13 protein-coding genes and 1 pseudogene are annotated in these 16,427 nt (G+C 40.9%); 2 read left to right on the forward strand and 12 right to left on the reverse strand.

Features of this window, described 5'->3' with window-relative positions; all coding sequences use genetic code 11:
• Positions 1-112: 112 nt before the first annotated feature.
• Positions 113-1,429 (forward strand): adenosylhomocysteinase, encoded by a 1,317-nt coding sequence (gene ahcY / locus ACX0HA_RS16175; RefSeq protein ID WP_458846344.1) that lies wholly within the window; start codon positions 113-115, stop codon positions 1,427-1,429.
• 165 nt (positions 1,430-1,594) lie between these two features.
• Here ahcY and ACX0HA_RS16180 read toward each other — a convergent pair whose 3' ends face one another.
• The 7 genes from ACX0HA_RS16180 to ACX0HA_RS16210 form a co-directional block, all read right to left on the reverse strand.
• Positions 1,595-2,152 carry a DNA-3-methyladenine glycosylase I gene (locus ACX0HA_RS16180; protein WP_458846345.1) on the reverse strand — a complete coding sequence of 186 codons (558 nt, stop codon included), beginning with the start codon at positions 2,150-2,152 and terminating at the stop codon, positions 1,595-1,597.
• Positions 2,133-2,807, reverse strand: coding sequence for a queuosine precursor transporter (locus ACX0HA_RS16185; protein ID WP_458846346.1), 675 nt, complete (start codon positions 2,805-2,807; stop codon positions 2,133-2,135). Before ACX0HA_RS16185 ends, ACX0HA_RS16180 begins: the two co-directional genes overlap by 20 nt.
• A gap of 107 nt (positions 2,808-2,914) precedes the next feature.
• The gene (gene tsf / locus ACX0HA_RS16190; RefSeq protein ID WP_458846347.1) at positions 2,915-3,739 is read right to left on the reverse strand and encodes a translation elongation factor Ts; all 825 of its coding nucleotides are present in this window, start codon (positions 3,737-3,739) and stop codon (positions 2,915-2,917) included.
• A 103-nt stretch (positions 3,740-3,842) separates the two neighbouring features.
• Positions 3,843-4,667 carry a 30S ribosomal protein S2 gene (rpsB, locus tag ACX0HA_RS16195; protein ID WP_458846348.1) on the reverse strand — a complete coding sequence of 275 codons (825 nt, stop codon included), beginning with the start codon at positions 4,665-4,667 and terminating at the stop codon, positions 3,843-3,845.
• Positions 4,668-4,840: 173 nt separating this feature from the next.
• Positions 4,841-5,227, reverse strand: coding sequence for a 30S ribosomal protein S9 (gene rpsI / locus ACX0HA_RS16200; protein WP_458846349.1), 387 nt, complete (start codon positions 5,225-5,227; stop codon positions 4,841-4,843).
• Between the two features lie 3 nt (positions 5,228-5,230).
• Entirely contained in the window at positions 5,231-5,686 is a 456-nt protein-coding gene (rplM, locus tag ACX0HA_RS16205) for a 50S ribosomal protein L13 (protein WP_458846350.1), read from the reverse strand.
• Positions 5,687-5,903: 217 nt separating this feature from the next.
• A complete protein-coding gene (locus ACX0HA_RS16210; RefSeq protein ID WP_458846351.1) occupies positions 5,904-7,367 on the reverse strand; it encodes a serine hydrolase in 1,464 nt (487 codons plus the stop codon).
• Between the two features lie 115 nt (positions 7,368-7,482).
• Here ACX0HA_RS16210 and ACX0HA_RS16215 point away from each other — a divergent pair, with 115 nt between their 5' ends.
• Complete coding sequence (locus ACX0HA_RS16215) at positions 7,483-9,522, forward strand: M13 family metallopeptidase (protein WP_458846352.1); 2,040 nt, start codon at positions 7,483-7,485, stop codon at positions 9,520-9,522.
• A gap of 51 nt (positions 9,523-9,573) precedes the next feature.
• Here ACX0HA_RS16215 and ACX0HA_RS16220 read toward each other — a convergent pair whose 3' ends face one another.
• The 5 genes and pseudogenes from ACX0HA_RS16220 to ACX0HA_RS16240 form a co-directional block, all read right to left on the reverse strand.
• Positions 9,574-10,044, reverse strand: coding sequence for a hypothetical protein (locus ACX0HA_RS16220; protein WP_458846353.1), 471 nt, complete (start codon positions 10,042-10,044; stop codon positions 9,574-9,576).
• Positions 10,045-10,189: 145 nt separating this feature from the next.
• Positions 10,190-13,024, reverse strand: a complete 2,835-nt coding sequence (locus ACX0HA_RS16225; RefSeq protein WP_458846354.1) for an alpha-amylase family glycosyl hydrolase — start codon at positions 13,022-13,024, stop codon at positions 10,190-10,192.
• A 53-nt stretch (positions 13,025-13,077) separates the two neighbouring features.
• Positions 13,078-14,163: a SusE domain-containing protein gene (locus ACX0HA_RS16230; protein WP_458846355.1), complete on the reverse strand. Its 1,086-nt coding sequence runs from the start codon at positions 14,161-14,163 to the stop codon at positions 13,078-13,080.
• A gap of 21 nt (positions 14,164-14,184) precedes the next feature.
• Positions 14,185-15,783 (reverse strand): RagB/SusD family nutrient uptake outer membrane protein, encoded by a 1,599-nt coding sequence (locus ACX0HA_RS16235; RefSeq protein WP_458846356.1) that lies wholly within the window; start codon positions 15,781-15,783, stop codon positions 14,185-14,187.
• A gap of 15 nt (positions 15,784-15,798) precedes the next feature.
• Positions 15,799-16,427: pseudogene (locus ACX0HA_RS16240) on the reverse strand (SusC/RagA family TonB-linked outer membrane protein); the annotation flags it as partial.

Raw genomic sequence — 16,427 nt, forward strand, 5'->3', positions numbered from 1 at the left:
CAAACGGTTATGATTGCGGCATAAATTTTTATTTTGTTGTTAAAACGGGCTAATTACAAATGCATTCACTAAATTTGCAAAAATTTTTTGCTAATACAAATATACAATATTCATGAGTACTACAACGCTGCCATATGTGGCATACAAAGTAAAGGATATTTCGCTTGCGGAATGGGGAAGAAAAGAGATTCAGCTTGCTGAAGCTGAAATGCCGGGTCTAATGGCGCTTCGTGCTGAATATGGCGCTTCTCAGCCGCTTAAAGGTGCGCGTATCGCAGGCTGTCTTCACATGACGATCCAGACAGCTGTTCTTATTGAGACTTTAGTTGCTCTTGGTGCTGAAGTTACATGGAGCTCATGCAACATTTTTTCTACTCAGGATCACGCTGCTGCTGCTATTGCTGCTGCCGGTATCCAGGTATATGCATGGAAAGGTCTTAACGAAGAAGAATTTGACTGGTGTATCGAGCAGACTCTTTTCTTTGGAGAAGACCGCCAGCCACTTAACATGATCCTTGATGATGGTGGAGATCTTACCAATATGGTATTCGATCGTTTCCCAGAGCTTACAGCTGCAATCAAAGGTCTTTCTGAAGAAACTACGACAGGTGTTCACCGTCTATACGAAAGAATGAAGAATGGTACGCTTGTTATGCCGGCTATCAACGTTAACGACTCGGTTACTAAATCGAAATTTGATAACAAATACGGCTGTAAAGAAAGTGCTGTTGATGCTGTGCGTCGTGCAACCGACCTTATGCTTGCCGGTAAAAGAGTAATTGTTTGTGGTTATGGTGACGTTGGTAAAGGTACTGCGGCTTCTTTCCGTGGAGCTGGTTCTATCGTTACGGTTACTGAAATTGACCCTATCTGTGCGCTTCAGGCTGCAATGGATGGTTATGAAGTTAAAAAACTTGACACTGTCATCGCTAATGCTGATATCATTATCACGACTACAGGTAACAAAGATATCGTTGTGGGCCGCCACTTCGAAAGTATGAAAGACAAGACTGTTGTTTGTAACATCGGTCACTTCGATAACGAGATTGACATGGCCTGGTTAAACAAAAACCACGGTGCGTCTAAAATCGAGATCAAACCACAGGTTGACAAATACACGATCAACGGTAAAGATATCCTTATCCTTGCTGAAGGCCGTCTTGTAAATCTTGGATGTGCTACAGGTCACCCAAGCTTTGTAATGAGTAACTCATTCACAAACCAAACTCTTGCTCAACTTGAGCTTTGGACTAACAGTGCAGCTTATAAAAACGAAGTATACATGCTTCCTAAGCACCTTGATGAAAAAGTGGCTTCACTTCACCTTGCTAAACTTGGTGTAGAGCTTGAAGTTCTTAACGAAGAGCAGGCTGCTTATATTGGTGTTGAGGTACAAGGTCCGTTTAAACCGGAGTACTACCGTTACTAATCTATAGTATTGAGAAGTGAGTATTGAGATTTTAGATTTCAGGCTTGCTAAAAATAATAAACCCTTGCCATTGGCGAGGGTTTATTATTTAATAACAGTATCTCTATGGTATAACTTTTAGGTAGGAATGAAGCTATCTCACTTCTCAATACTAATGTCTCAAATCTATTCTCTCGTCCAGCATTCCATGATATGATCGTTTACCATTCCGGTGGCCTGCATATTGGCATAAATAACGGTTGAGCCTACAAATTTGAATCCGCGCTTTTTCATGTCCTTGCTTATCTTGTCTGATAGTGGGGTAGTAGCGGGAACTTGAGACGTAAGTTCAAATTTATTGTCTACGGGCTTATTATCACTAAATGCCCAGTAGTAGCTGGAAAAGCTGCCAAACTCTTTCTGGATGGCTATAAATGCCTGTGCGTTGCTAACTGCTGCCAACACCTTTAATCGGTTGCGAATGATACCTGTGTCCTGAAGCAATTCTTCAATTTTGGTGTCATCATATTTAGCGATTTTCTTATAGTCGAAATTATCAAAGGCTTTACGGAAGTTCTCTCGCTTGCGAAGAATGGTTATCCAGCTCAATCCTGCCTGAAAGGTCTCCAGGAGCAGGAACTCAAACAGTTTGTGGTCGTCATGAACAGGTTTGCCCCATTCATTATCGTGGTAGTCTTCGTAAAGCGCATCACCTACGCACCATCTACAGCGTTTCTTGTCCATTGGTACTTTTTTTATCGTTATGGATGTATTTCTCGATCAGCGAATGCCCAAGGTAAATAACAGGGGTAAGCAATACTGCCTGTCCCAGTTTAACGAGGTAGCCAGTTAGTCCTGATGATATGTAGGTTTGGGTATCCATAATGCCGGTTGCATAAAAGGCAATGCCCAAAACGATGAAGCTGTCAAAAAGCTGCGATATAACGGTAGAGCCGGTGCTGCGAAGCCATATCATTCGTTTTCCCGTCTTTTTCTTTACAAAATGAAACAGGGTAACGTCTATCAGCTGCGAGACCATGAAGGCGGTAATACTGCCTACAATTATCCAAAGGCTTTGTCCAAATACCCCGTTGAATTGCGCGTCGGTTGTGCCCATGTCTTTTACGGCTGGTATCTGCATTGCTAAAAACAGCAATACGAAACAATAGGCAATAAGGCAGGCGGTGATTACCGAGAGCCTGCGTACTCCTTTTTCGCCAAAATATTCATTGATGAGGTCGGTAGTGATAAACACGATAGGCCAGGGTAAAATACCCACACTCATTACGTACGGGCCAACATGGATAAGCTTACCGCCAATAAGTTCGGCAACTACGGCATTGGTTATAAAAATACCTGCAAGGATAACGTATACGGTGTCTTTTCGAGTCTGGAACATAGCTTTTGGGTAAACATCAAAAGTAATGAATTTGTTTGATTGTTTTTTGCCCATAAAAAAACCCCAAATTCAAAAATTTGGGGTTCTGATAGTATAAAGAGGTTTACTTATGCAAGTGCAACCCTTTTGAAACCTGTAACTACAAGACCAGCATCAACCGACTTAATGTACTCGCTTACGCTAAGTTTACTGTCTTTGATGTAATCCTGGTTAACAAGTGTATTGTCTTTGAAGAAACGGCCAAGTTTACCTTTAGCGATGTTCTCAAGCATAGCCTCAGGCTTGCCTTCCTGACGAAGTAAGTCTTTAGCGATCTCGATTTCTTTTTCGATAGTTGCAGCATCAACACCTTCCTCGTTAAGAGCGATAGGAGCCATAGCGGCAGCTTGCATAGCAACGTTACGTGAAGCTTCTTCAGCACCAGCTACGTTAGCAGAAAGGCTAACAAGCGTAGCGATTCTGTTACCAGCGTGGATGTAAGAACCAACGAACGCACCTTCAAGTCTTTCGAAAGAACCGATCTCGATTTTCTCACCGATAACACCAGTCTGCTCGATAAGTTTGTCAGCAACAGTCATACCGTTGAAGTCAGTCGCAAGGAATTCTTCTTTAGTGTTGAAGTTAAGAGCAAGATTAGCAAGGTCGTTAGCAAGCTTAACGAAAGTTTCGTTTTTAGCAACGAAGTCAGTCTCACAGTTAAGAGAGATAACTACACCAGCTGTTTTATCAGCGTTAACTACAGCGATAACAGCGCCTTCAGTAGACTCACGGTCAGCTCTGTTAGCAGCTACTTTCTGACCTTTCTTACGAAGGTTTTCGATAGCTTTGTCAAAATCTCCATCAGCTTCTACAAGTGCTTTTTTGCAGTCCATCATACCAGCACCTGTAATTGTTCTTAGTTTATTTACGTCAGCAGCAGTAATATTTGCCATTTTGAATATTGTTTTTGAGTTAAAAAAAGTAAAGCCGTTATGATGATAATATGCTACAAAAGTAAACATCTACCAGCACAACGGCTTTATTGTAATGTTATCTTTACTCTTCAGTAGCAGCAGTTGGAGCTTCTGTAGCCGGAGCTTCAGCAGCAACTGGCGCAGCCTCTGCAGCCGGAGCGGCAGCAACTGGAGCAGCTTCTACAGCAGCGTCATCCTGAAAGTCATCTTTGTCTGATTTTCTATCAGAAAGACCTTCAACAACAGCACCTGTAACAAGAGATAAGATTTTGTCTATTGATTTAGAAGCATCATCATTTGCAGGGATAACATAATCAACCTGACGTGGGTCAGAGTTGGTATCTACCATTGCGAAAACCGGAATGTTTAATTTTTGAGCTTCTTTTACTGCGATGTGTTCAGCTTTGATATCTACCACGAATAACGCAGCCGGAAGCCTTGTCATGTCAGCGATAGAGCCTAAGTTTTTCTCAAGTTTTGCACGTAGACGATCAACTTGCAGACGCTCTTTCTTAGAAAGTGTCATGAATGTACCGTCTTTCTTCATTTTATCAATAGAAGCCATTTTTTTAACAGCTTTACGGATAGTAACGAAGTTTGTTAGCATACCACCAGGCCACCTTTCAGTGATGTACGGCATGTTTGCAGCAGCTGCTTTTTCAGCAACGATGTCCTTAGCTTGCTTTTTAGTAGCAACGAAAAGAATTTTTCTGCCTGATGCAGCGATTTTTTTAAGGGCTTCGTTAGCCTCTTCAATCTTAGCTGCAGTTTTATACAGGTTGATAATGTGTATGCCATTACGCTCCATGTATATGTAAGGGGCCATGTTCGGATCCCATTTTCTGGTCATGTGTCCAAAGTGTACACCTGCTTCCAGTAAGTCTTTAACTTCTACTTTATTTGCCATTTTTGTAATAGTTTACGTTCTGTTGAGTAAGCAATGGGTAAGTGGCGAAAATTCGGCCTTGCCCATTTAGATGCTAAACTAACCCTTCACCTCAGTGGGGCAACAACAACATTGTTTTTAAATTCAATAATAAAACTGAACAGTATTGGATAATGAAATCCAATAGTGACATATTAACGTTTCGAGAACTGGAATCTCTTACGAGCTTTCTTCTGACCGAATTTCTTACGTTCAACCATTCTTGGATCCCTTGTTAATAGTCCTTCTGGTTTAAGGATAAGTCTGTTTTCAGCATCAACTTCGCACATTGCGCGAGCGATTGCCATTCTTACAGCTTCAGCCTGACCAGTAGATCCACCACCATAAACGTTGATTTTTACGTCAAAATTCTCAACATTACTAGTCATAGTAAGTGGTTGTAGTACTTTGTACTGTAATGTTGGTGTTGGGAAATAAGTTGCAAATTCTCTTTTGTTAACCGTGATTTTACCTGTTCCTTCAGAAAGATAAATACGGGCAACAGCAGTTTTTCTCCTGCCGATTTTGTGAATTGTTGCCATTTTTTACTTTAAATCGTTTAAATTAACGGTTTTAGGAGTCTGTGCAGCATGTTTGTGCTCAGCGCCTACATATACATTCAGGTTGCGGAAAAGTTCAGCTCCTAGTTTGTTCTTAGGAAGCATACCTTTTACTGCTTTCTCTACTAAGATTGCAGGGTTTTTTGCCTGTAATACTTTAGCAGTTAATGTTCTTTGTCCACCCGGGTAACCTGTGTGACGGATGTACGTTTTGTCATCCAGTTTGTTACCTGTTAGGTTGATCTTTTCTGCATTGATAACGATTACGTTATCTCCACAGTCCACGTGCGGTGTATAATTTGTTTTGTATTTACCTCTTAAAAGCATCGCAACTTTAGAAGCAAAACGGCCCAAATTATGACCCTCAGCGTCAACAACGATCCACTGTTTGTCAGCGGTAGCTTTGTTAGCCGAAACTGTCTTGTAGCTTAATGTGTTCACAATAAATTATTTTAATTAAACATTCCATCCCCAATAAAGGGGTTGCAAAAGTACAACTATTTCTTAGAAATTCAAATAGATAGAAAAAATTATTCCCAGAGGATAATTTTTTGAAGATGAGAGCGGTAAAGATACATCAATTAATCAATGTGACAATATGGATAATGTAACAATGCGTTAATTGATAATGTAACAGGTTACAAATGAAAATAATGGGTTATTTAACTTTAGGGGTAAAAAAAGTTTCGCTAAACTGTATCCCGCTTACTTTTCCCTGTACATCTTTTATAAACCTTGGGGTGTTCTTGTTTTCGTACCTGAAAAACTCATCGTTAGATGTAAAGTACATCTTTTGTGTTGCCCATGGAAATTTCATCCATAGCGCTCCGTTTTCTTTTACAATGCTGAAGCTGGTTTCTTCGTTTTGGTAATCACCTATATAAGTGTCCAGTATAGTTTCGGGTACTTTGATAACTGTTTTTACAACAGGCTTGTAAAAGTCTTTCCAGTTATATACGGTTGCAACACTGTTAATGATCTCTTCCATAATGCCGCCATTGTCACTGTTGAGCATTACTACCACACCATTGCCACCTTCAATGCTTCCAAGGTACTGACATCTGAAGCCTTCGTTTGATCCGCCATGTAAAAAATACTCTTCGCTGCCTTCTTTTGAGATGAATACGCCTAATGCTGCTTCATCTTTAGGTAGGTAAGGTGTAAGCATAGTGCGGGCTGTATTCCTGTTTAATACTTTATTCGATTTTCCTATATAGGACAATTGTAGTTCTATAATGTATTTGCAAAGATCAGTAGGATTGGTCCACAAGCCGGCAGCCGCCTGTTCGGGATATATATGGTATTTGCCTTCAATTTCAATACCCTCGGCAGTATAGCCTGTTGCCAGTAGTTTCTTTTTTGATGCCAATGGAGGCTGGGTATAGGAGCTATTCATCATACCTATGGGTTTGAGTACAGTTTTCCACATATAATCATCATACGCCTGTCCTGTGATGTCTGCTACTATTTGTTGGGTGATGGTTGTGCCTCCGCCTGAATAGTTGAATTTTATCCCCGGAGCAGTTTCAGAACGTACCGCTTCAGTATTAGCCGGTTTTTTCCCATTCAGGATATCAGTGGTTTTTGGCAGTAGTTCTTTATTTGTGTAACCTGGAAATCCATGTACTGTGGTTCCTCCGGTATGGCTAAGCAGGTTTGCTACAGTTATTTTTTTACCTTTTGAAACTGAATCGTAAGGAAATTTCCAGCTTTTGAGAAAATTGTTAATGTCAGTATCCAGGTCAATTTTTTTATCCTGTACCAGTTTTAAGACTCCAACCGCGTTTAATGACTTGCTTATGGAAGCCGCCTGAAAAAGTGTATTCTCGTCTACAATACGTTTTTCTGCGGCATCGGCAAAGCCATATCCTTTTGCCCAGACCATTTTATAGTCTTTAATCACAGCGATACTCAATCCGTTTACACCATAGAATTTCATCCTTTCCTCAAGGGTCATCGGGAGGCTGTCTTTAAGGAGTACCCAAGGCAAAATGTTTTCTTCAATTTGTTTTATCTGTGTTTCTGTTGCTTTGGGATAGGGAGTTTTATTCTGGCTAAAAGCTGTAAATACTGTGCCTATGCTCAATAACAGAATTAATATGGTAGTATCGAGTTTTTTCATTGGATTGTAATAAAATGTAAATGTATGAATTTCATTACTTTTAAATTTATGTTTTGCATATTTCTTAATAATTAAAGATATCTTTGATTATCTTAATAAGAAACGCAATAAAGATATGATTACAGCAAAAAAAATAATGTTTCCGTTCTTGATGGCGGCTGTGCTGACGGGCTGTTCAAAAAAAGAAGAACTGGCCTTTAACGATCCTTTGTTAGTAAACAGGGATACAACTGTGAGTCCGAATCAGGATTTTTTCAATTATGTTAATGGTGGCTGGTTCAAGAAGAACCCAATTCCGGATAACGAGCGCGGTAATGGTATTTTCATGACCATCCGTGATACCATCAATGCGCAGGTAAAAGACATTTGCGAAAAATCTGCAGCCAATAAAAATGCAGCTAAAGGCAGTAACGAACAAAAGATAGGCGATTTCTACAGTTCAGGTATGGATACCATTGCTGTAGATAAACAAGGGTTAAAACCTCTTGATGCGATGATGAGCCGTATTGATGCAATTGCCGATGTGCCTTCGCTTTCAACCGCAATAGGATACCTGCACACCATGGGAAGTAATCCCGCTTATGATTTTTATGTGAGCCAGGACGATAAAATAAGTTCTAAGTATGCCCTTTCGTTTAGCCAGGGTGGCCTGGGCCTTGGGAACCGTGATTACTATTTTAATACGGATGCTGAAACAACGAAGATTCGTGCCGAATATGTTAAGCACCTTGAAGCTATGTTTTTATTAACCGGTAATGATGCTGCAACAGCTAAGGCAAATGCAACACTGGTTATGAAAATGGAAACGGAAATGGCAAAATCATCGAGAAAGCTGGAAGCACTTCGTGATCCGGTTAAGAATTATAATAAAATGACAGTTGCCCAGTTTAAGGCACTGACTCCAAATGCCGACTGGCAGGCCATACTTCCTTCTCTTGGAATTACAAAAGCTGATACGCTGATCGTAAGGCAGCCTGAGTTTTTTACTGCGTTAAATAAAATCCTGAAAAGCTATAGCTTACCGGAATGGAAAACCTACCTGAAATGGAATGTGATAAATTCTTATGCAGCCTATTTGGGGAACGATATAGAAAAACAGAATTTTCATTTCTACGGAACTGTAGTAAGCGGTGTTGCAAAGCAAAAACCACGCTGGAAAAGGGTAGTAGAGCAAACCAATAGTTCGCTTGGCGAACTTATAGGACAGGTCTATGTTAAGGATTACCTGCCTGAAGGCTCAAAAGAAAAACTCCTTGAAATAGGTAATAATATTAAGGATGTTTATGCCGACCATATTAAAAAGCTGGACTGGATGAGTGAGCCTACCAAGAAAAAGGCATTGCAAAAACTTGATAAGATCATAATGAAAGTGGGCTATCCTGATAAATGGAAGGATATGAGCAGCGTGTCTATCGGGCGTGCTTCTTACTGTACCAATGTTTTGGTAGTAAACAAATGGAGGTACAATTTTATGGTTACTAAATTTGGCAAGCCTGTTGATCGAAATGAATGGAGCATGTATCCACAAACCTATAATGCATATTATGACCCAAGCAATAATGAGATCGTAGTTCCTGCATGTAACATACTCGTTCCTGGATTTACAGGTATGCCGGATGATGCTGTTTTGTACGGAATCATTGGCGGCTCAACCTTTGGGCATGAAATTACGCATGGCTTTGATGACCAGGGCAGCCAATTTGACGAAAAAGGTAATCTTAATGACTGGTGGACTGCAGAAGATAAAGCTAAGTTTGTAGAAAAAACGAAACGCATTGTAGCGCAGTTCAATACGTTTGAAGCACTGCCCGGTAAATTTGTAAATGGCGACGCCACACAGGGCGAGAATATTGCCGACCTTGGTGGTGTAGTTATGGGAATAGAGGCTTTCAAAAAGACTCCTCAATACAAGAACAATCAAAAGATAAGCGGCTTTACACCAATGCAGCGTTATTTTATGGCATACGGTTATGCCTGGATGCTTAATATGAAGAAAGAATCGCTGATGCAGCAAATAATGACCGATGTACATTCACCGGCTCAATTCCGTGTTAACGGACCACTAGCCAATGTGCCTGAGTTCTATGAAGCCTTTGGTGTTAAACCGGGAGACAAGATGTACCAGCCTGAAAACTTAAGGGTTGTGATCTGGTAATACTAATGATAAGGTAATGCAAAAGGCGCGAAGTTTAAAATTCGCGCCTTTTTATTTTAATGGACGCAATGTATTACTGTATGTAATCCTGAAAGGACTGTCGCCGCCCGGAGGATTCTTCATCAGGTAGATGAATTTGTGCTTCTGTGCCTCTTTGGCTGAGATAACAGCTTCTTTTTTACTGAAGGTGTCATATACTTTTGTATCAGTAGTGTTATCTATGCGCAGCTCATCTGCGATTCCCGTTTTCTTGTTAGAGATGGGATATTCCTTGTAGAATGTCTTTTGCTCGTTGGACACGATTATCTGCTCACCTTTATAATTTTGGGTAAGTATCAGTACCGAATGATTTGCTCCTGTGGCGTTGAGTTTTTTGAGCAAGGCCGATTTTTCTTTTTCGGTTGCCGACCTGAAGTCGTCTTTGTATTGCACCTCGGGTTTAGTACTGCCTTTGGCAGATTTAGAAGTCCCACACATGGTGAACAGCGATGCTGTGAATATAATCAGGATTATCTTTTTCATACTTATGATTTTGCTGATTGGTATTTATAAAAATAACGCTCAGAAAATCACTTTCATATATCTTTAAGATATATATAACAAAAGAGCTCCCGTAATAAAACGGAAGCCCTTCGCAAAATTTGAATATTTAAAGAACTAACTCAACTTAATTTCTGATAAGTTTTAATGTACTCTGGCGGTTATCAGTATCTGTAACCTTAACAAGGTAAATTCCGGTTTTAAGGTTGCTTACATCATATGTGCTGAAAGCAGTTGCCTGGCCAAATGTCTTTACCAGCTGCCCGGTAAGCGAGTATATCTCTACTTTAGAAGACGGAATGTTCAAGGCAAATACATCTGATGTAGGGTTAGGATATAAAGCAGCCTGTTGTACAGTGTATTCATCGTTTCCTAAAACAACAGTTTTGTTTCCATAAATCCTGAATTCGCCCGGCTGCAGGCTAATCGCTGCAGTAGTGCTTGTTACTTCAAATGGAGCATTATCCATAAGGTTGTACCATGTTCCTGTGGTTGGGAAATCCGGTGTGATGGATTTTGCAGTTACGTCAAAGTTTGAAAGTACCACTACGCTATTCAGCTCTGTAGAAGGCAGTGCTGTATCTGAAATATAAACTTTTGGCGTAAGTGTATTAGCCGAAGCTAAAGTATAGTTGCCTTCAAATACAGCTTCATCTTTCTTAAGCTGTATCATCCTTTTCCAATCGTAGTATATTTTATTCCTGTTTGCATTTTCCAGCCAGTTGCCCGTCCATTGTGGCTGTGGCTTGGTGTCAAGCTTACAGTCTCCATCGGTGCCTCCTGTTGGGTTTACGGTGCCGTTGTTGCAGGTAAAGATGGAAAGATCCCATCCAAGTTCACCAAACTGCCATATCATCTTTGGCCCCGGAACCATGAAAAATACCGCTCCCTGAGCACTCATTCTTGAAAGCGCCGTGTTAAGGTCTTTTACATTATAGGATGCATTACTGTTACCATGCTGAATGTTTTTATACATGACCCTTTCTTCATCATGGCTTTCGGCATAGCCTACAACCCTTTTGCCTTCAAAACCTGAGTGTGCCATGTGTCCTACACGTGCAATGTTAGACTGGTCAGCATAGCCCATGGTCAGCTGGTTGTAAGCGTGGTTCAGATTGCCCCAAAGCATGATCCCTTTACCTTCGGCATATTTATAATTAGCCCATTCTTTTTCTTCGGCATCAGTGCCCAGATGTTCAAAAATAGTGTAATGTGTTGGGTCAAGACTCCACGAATAATCGGCATATTCTTTCAGTACATCAACCCTGTCCTGTTGGTACATATTGGTACAGGTTTCATCTGACGCTGTACAGTTTTGTGTAAATCCTTTGGTCAAATCCCAACGGAAACCATCAATATGGTACTCTTCTATCCAATGCCTAACTACTCTTTTTACATAGTTTTTAGTTCTTGGCTGTTGGTGGTTAAAGTCATTGCCTACATTGTAACTGTGTTTTGCAACAGTATTAAAATAAGGGTTTTCGGTAGTAGGATTTCCAAATCCATCGCTGTCAGCATCATCCATCCACATACGTACCATTGGGTTGCGTCCAAAGGCATGGTTCAGGGCAACGTCAAGTATCACAGCAATACCATTTTGGTGGCAAAGGTCTATCAGTTCTTTTAGCTTGTCAGACGGCCCGTAGAATTTATCATTCGCCATGTGAAATGAGGTGTTGTAACCCCAGCTTTCATTGCCTTCAAATTCCATTACCGGCATAAGCTCAAGTGCGTTTATGCCCAGACTGGTAAAATAGCCTATTTTATCAATAAGATCCTGATAGTTCCTGTCGGCATCAAAGTCTCTTACCAAAGCCTCATAAATAACAAGGTCTTCTTTTTTAGGTTTTGTAAAGTTGGTAACCTGCCAGTCATAAGCAGCTTGTCCTGTCTGTAATACCGTTACTTCTCTTTCCTGCCCCAAAGGATATGCAGGCAGGTTAGGGTAGGTGCTTTGTGATATTCCAGAATCATCATAAGGCGATAATACAAGAGTAGAATATGGGTCGGCAGTTTTTACTACTTTAGGCGAGTTAGCAAGCGGAGTTTCGTCAACTACCCAGTATTGATAAGTGTTGATATCTCCCGAAGTAAGTCCTGTAAGTTCAAGCCAGAATTTTCCGCTTACAGGATCTTTTTTCATGGCATCGGCCAATGTTGGTGTCCAGTTATTGAAGCTTCCTGCTACATACACATAGTCTTTTCCCGGAGCATCAAGTACAAGGGTAGCTTTTGTGTTATCAATATCGCTATACGTAATACCGTCTTCAACACCCTCAGGCATTGCGGCAGAAACCGTATTTGGATTTACGATAACAGAGAAGTTTTTCACAACCGAGTTTGAACCCTTAGAAACAGTAAGCTCATAATTTTGGTTGGTTGTTATATTGGTGTGATTGTATGCAAAGTTAGTAGTGGCAGCATTAGTATTAATTACTGTGCCATTAGCTTTTAAGCTATAAGATGCATTACCGTCGGTGTTCGATGCGGTAATATTAAGGCTTCCGCCTGAATTTAACAAGGTAACGCTGTTTTGTACAGGCGTGTTAAGGCTAACCTGAAATGCGCCTACATTTAAAAAGATGTTTGATGTTTGAGGACTGCCTGTAGCTGCCCTGAATACAACACATATTTTAGTAATGGTACTTGTTGTAGGTACTCCAAAGTAAGTATATAAATTAGGGGTCAGGTCCAGTTTATAGGTTGTTCCTGATACAAGGCTAAGAGCCGGTTGTACTGTATTGTCTCCCCATGCTCCTTTTACAAATTGCCAGTCCTGACCGTCTACCGTAAGGCCAATGTGGGCATAAATTGTTCCGGTATAGGTCGCCATTGGCGTACCGGCTTTGTCAAAATTTACTGTAACAGGCCCGCTTGCAATTGCAGGAGATGGGGTGGTGGTAGCCTGCCCAAATCCGAGGATGCCTATCAGTAAAAATAGAATTGTAGTGATGTTTTTCATAGATGTTTTTAAAATAAAAGGGTTGTAACATTGTTACAACCCTTTGTAATTTATTATTGTGGAGTAAGCGTATAAGTGTAATGTCTAGGATTACTGAAATCAAGTTTGATTTCATAAGTTCCAGCAGTTACAGGGATATTGGTACCATCATTAAAATCAAGCACACCGTCAGTTCCTGCATCACCATAGTTTATAGCCCACGCATCGTTTGCACGGAATTTGATCTCACCAGCTGATAATGTAAGCGTAATTTTCCAAACTTTTGTTGCAGGATCGTATGTCATATCATGATCCACAGCGCCATTGTCCGGCCATCCGTTAGGCGTACCTGAACCTGTAACGCCCCATTGTGTAGCAGTCATGGAATAGGTTGGTGGAGTTGAGCCTGTGCTCACTTTTACCCAGTAATATCCTGCATTGGCAATCAGGTTACCACCATCTGTAGATAGCTCTCCATCATTTGCACCTTTACCATAGTTTGTACCTGTCCATCCTTCCTGAGCGCTAAATTTGAATCCGTTGTCTGGATTAGTGATATCGTTAGCGATATACATGTATCCTTCAAAGTCTTTCTTGCCAAAAGATTCTGCACTTAGTTTTGGAGCTGTAGCATGAGTCCAGTCGTTTCCGTAACCGCTTGCAGCCTGATAGCCTCCCGGGATCCAAAGCATAGGGATATCTGTGCTGAATGAAGTTGCGGTTATTTCCACTGCATTACTGTAAAGTACGCTGTCTCCTACATAAGCTTTTACCCTTACCTGAAAAGTAGAAGGCTCAAATGGAGTTACATCAAGTCGTTGTATTGCTGAATTAAGAACATTGGTTGATACCGCAAGTTGCGTTACACCATTTGTCGTTCCTATTACCGAAGGTGTATCAAATTCATCACCGGCAACGTCAATTTCAAGATCATAGTTAGGGATTATGCCCTGACCAAAGTTGGCTGTAGACCATACGAATCTTTCAGCAAGCAGGTCAAGCGTTTCCGGATTAAGAACATAAGTATTTCCTTCTTCAGGAGCCTCAAGTACCGGGGCATCTGTGCCTGCTACTACCGGCCTGTTCTCAACATCGTCTGTATTACAAGATACTGCAAACATTGCAAGCATCGATAGGATTGTATATTTAAGTGTTTTCATTGTCTTTTTTGCTATAGGTTATTAATATCCTGTGTTTTGAGTTAAAAGAGGGTTAGCTGCTATTGCATTCGATGGGATTGGGAATACGTTCCTGAAACTTGGCGTAGGGCTTCCGTTTGCAGTATTTCCTTTCCATGGCCATATATAAGATCCTCCGGTGAATTTACCAAAACGAACAAGGTCTGTTCTTCTGTGGCCTTCCCAGTGTAGTTCACGTGCTCTTTCATCAAGTATAAATTGCAGGTCGTAGCTGCTTACATTGCCCGAAGTGTTGCCATAAGCCCTTTCACGAAGCTGATTGATAAGGTTAAGTCCAAGACCTGTGTCCCCACCGCCTCTTAATGCACATTCAGCATACATCAGGTAAGCGTCAGCAAGCCTGAACATAGGGAAATCAACATCAACAAAGTCACCCGAAGCATCTGACCCCTGATTACCGCTTACAGTAACGTTTTTGAACTTTTTAACAGCATAGCCGTCTGCAAAATTTCCTATATCGTTAATTACTAACGATTGTCCAGCAGTATGGAAGTTAGAACGCTGATCTGCAGTGCCTGTGTCAAATTTTGAGACAAAAGCAGATGTTGTACGGATACCGCCCCATCCACCATTGATACCAAATTCAGTATTTGACATTGATCCACCTACCGGTGCGTGCGTTAAGAAAGTAGTACCTCCAAATGTTTTAGTGTTCAAACCGTCAAATGCAACAGCCATGATAACTTCATTTTGTGAACCGTTCTTATCGTTGTCAGCATAGAACAGTTCTCTCCAGTTAGAATGCAACTGATATCCTGAACCAATAATGTTTGTAAGTACCGGGATAGCATCAGTATACTTTTCTGAACCGGTGTATGCTTTAGCGTTCATGTATAATTTCGCTTTAAGCATCCAGCCAGCAACCTGATCTATTCGAGGATATACATTTGTTCTTGGAGCTTTTAGCTCATCGTTTATCGCTGTAAGCTCAGCATCGATGAAATCAAACATTTCCTGTGCTGTAGCCTGTTCAGGAAGGAAGTAATCTGTTGGGTCTTCTTCAGTAACCAAACCTACTCTTCCTCCAAAAAGGTCAAGGAAATGCCAGTAGCTCAACGCTCTTAAAAAACGTGCTTCTGCTCTGTAAGTAGCTATTTCAGCTTTTAATTCTGCCGAAACACCTCTTCCGTTAAGTTTTTCTTCAGTAGTCTGGCGAAGGAACTCGTTACAGTTTTTTACCTGGAAATCAAGACGGCTAAAGGTTGCATTGATAAAAGCATCGCCCGCTCCCCATGTCTGGTAATGAAAGTCTTTTATGGTCTGGTCATTCCAGGCAATAACAGCTTCATCTGTAGTAAGTTCGTTCATAAGCCACATACCTCTGATATATTGGCTTGCTCCTTCGTCAATACCCGAAATATCCGGACTACCTGCAGGGCCATTCTGTCCTGTAGTGGCAAGGCCTGCATATAGTTTAGCAAGCGTTTGCTTATAAGCTGTCGGGTTTTTATAAAATTCTTCTACCCCAACATTCGCTGCATTAGCCGGATCTGTCTGATTTAGATCATCAGTACAAGATGTCAGGGAAAAAGCCATAAGCAGAATCCCGAATCCGGTTAATCTCAGATTAAATTTTTTCATGTTCATAATCATTTTTTAGAAGTTTATGTTTAGGCCCAGCGTATAGGTTCTTGGCCTTGGGTAAATGTTATTGTCTATACCGCTTGACATCTCAGGGTCAATTCCGTCGTAATCTGTAATAACCAGTACATTCTGAACGCCTCCGGTAATTCTCATTTGACTTCCGTCGTTAAACAGGTTCTTGAAAGTATAACCCACAGTCACGTTATCCCATCTTAAGAAAGAAGCATCCTGTACGTAATAATCTGAAAGGTATTGCGGAGATGTAAATCCTGTTTGTTGCACATTGTTATGTACATTGTTCAGGTAGTTACCGTTAGATGGTAATCCTACAGATTGGTTACCATAGTTAGAGAATACGTTGTTGTAGTTGTAGTTTCCGTAGCTACCTCTCCATGACATAGATAACCACCAGTTTTTATAGGTAAAGTCGGTGTTAAAGCCATAGTAGAAATCGGCTGCAGGTTTGTGGAATCTGTATTTGTCATCAGCGTTGATGATACCGTCTTCATTTCTGTCTACATAAACACCATCTAATGGGTGTCCGCTGGCATCATACGCCTGTTCCAGTACATAGAAAGCGTTTGGAGCAAAACCCACCTGGTTGTTTTGTATTAATGTACCTGTACCACCGGTAATACCCC

This window comes from Flavobacterium hauense (assembly GCF_054457175.1).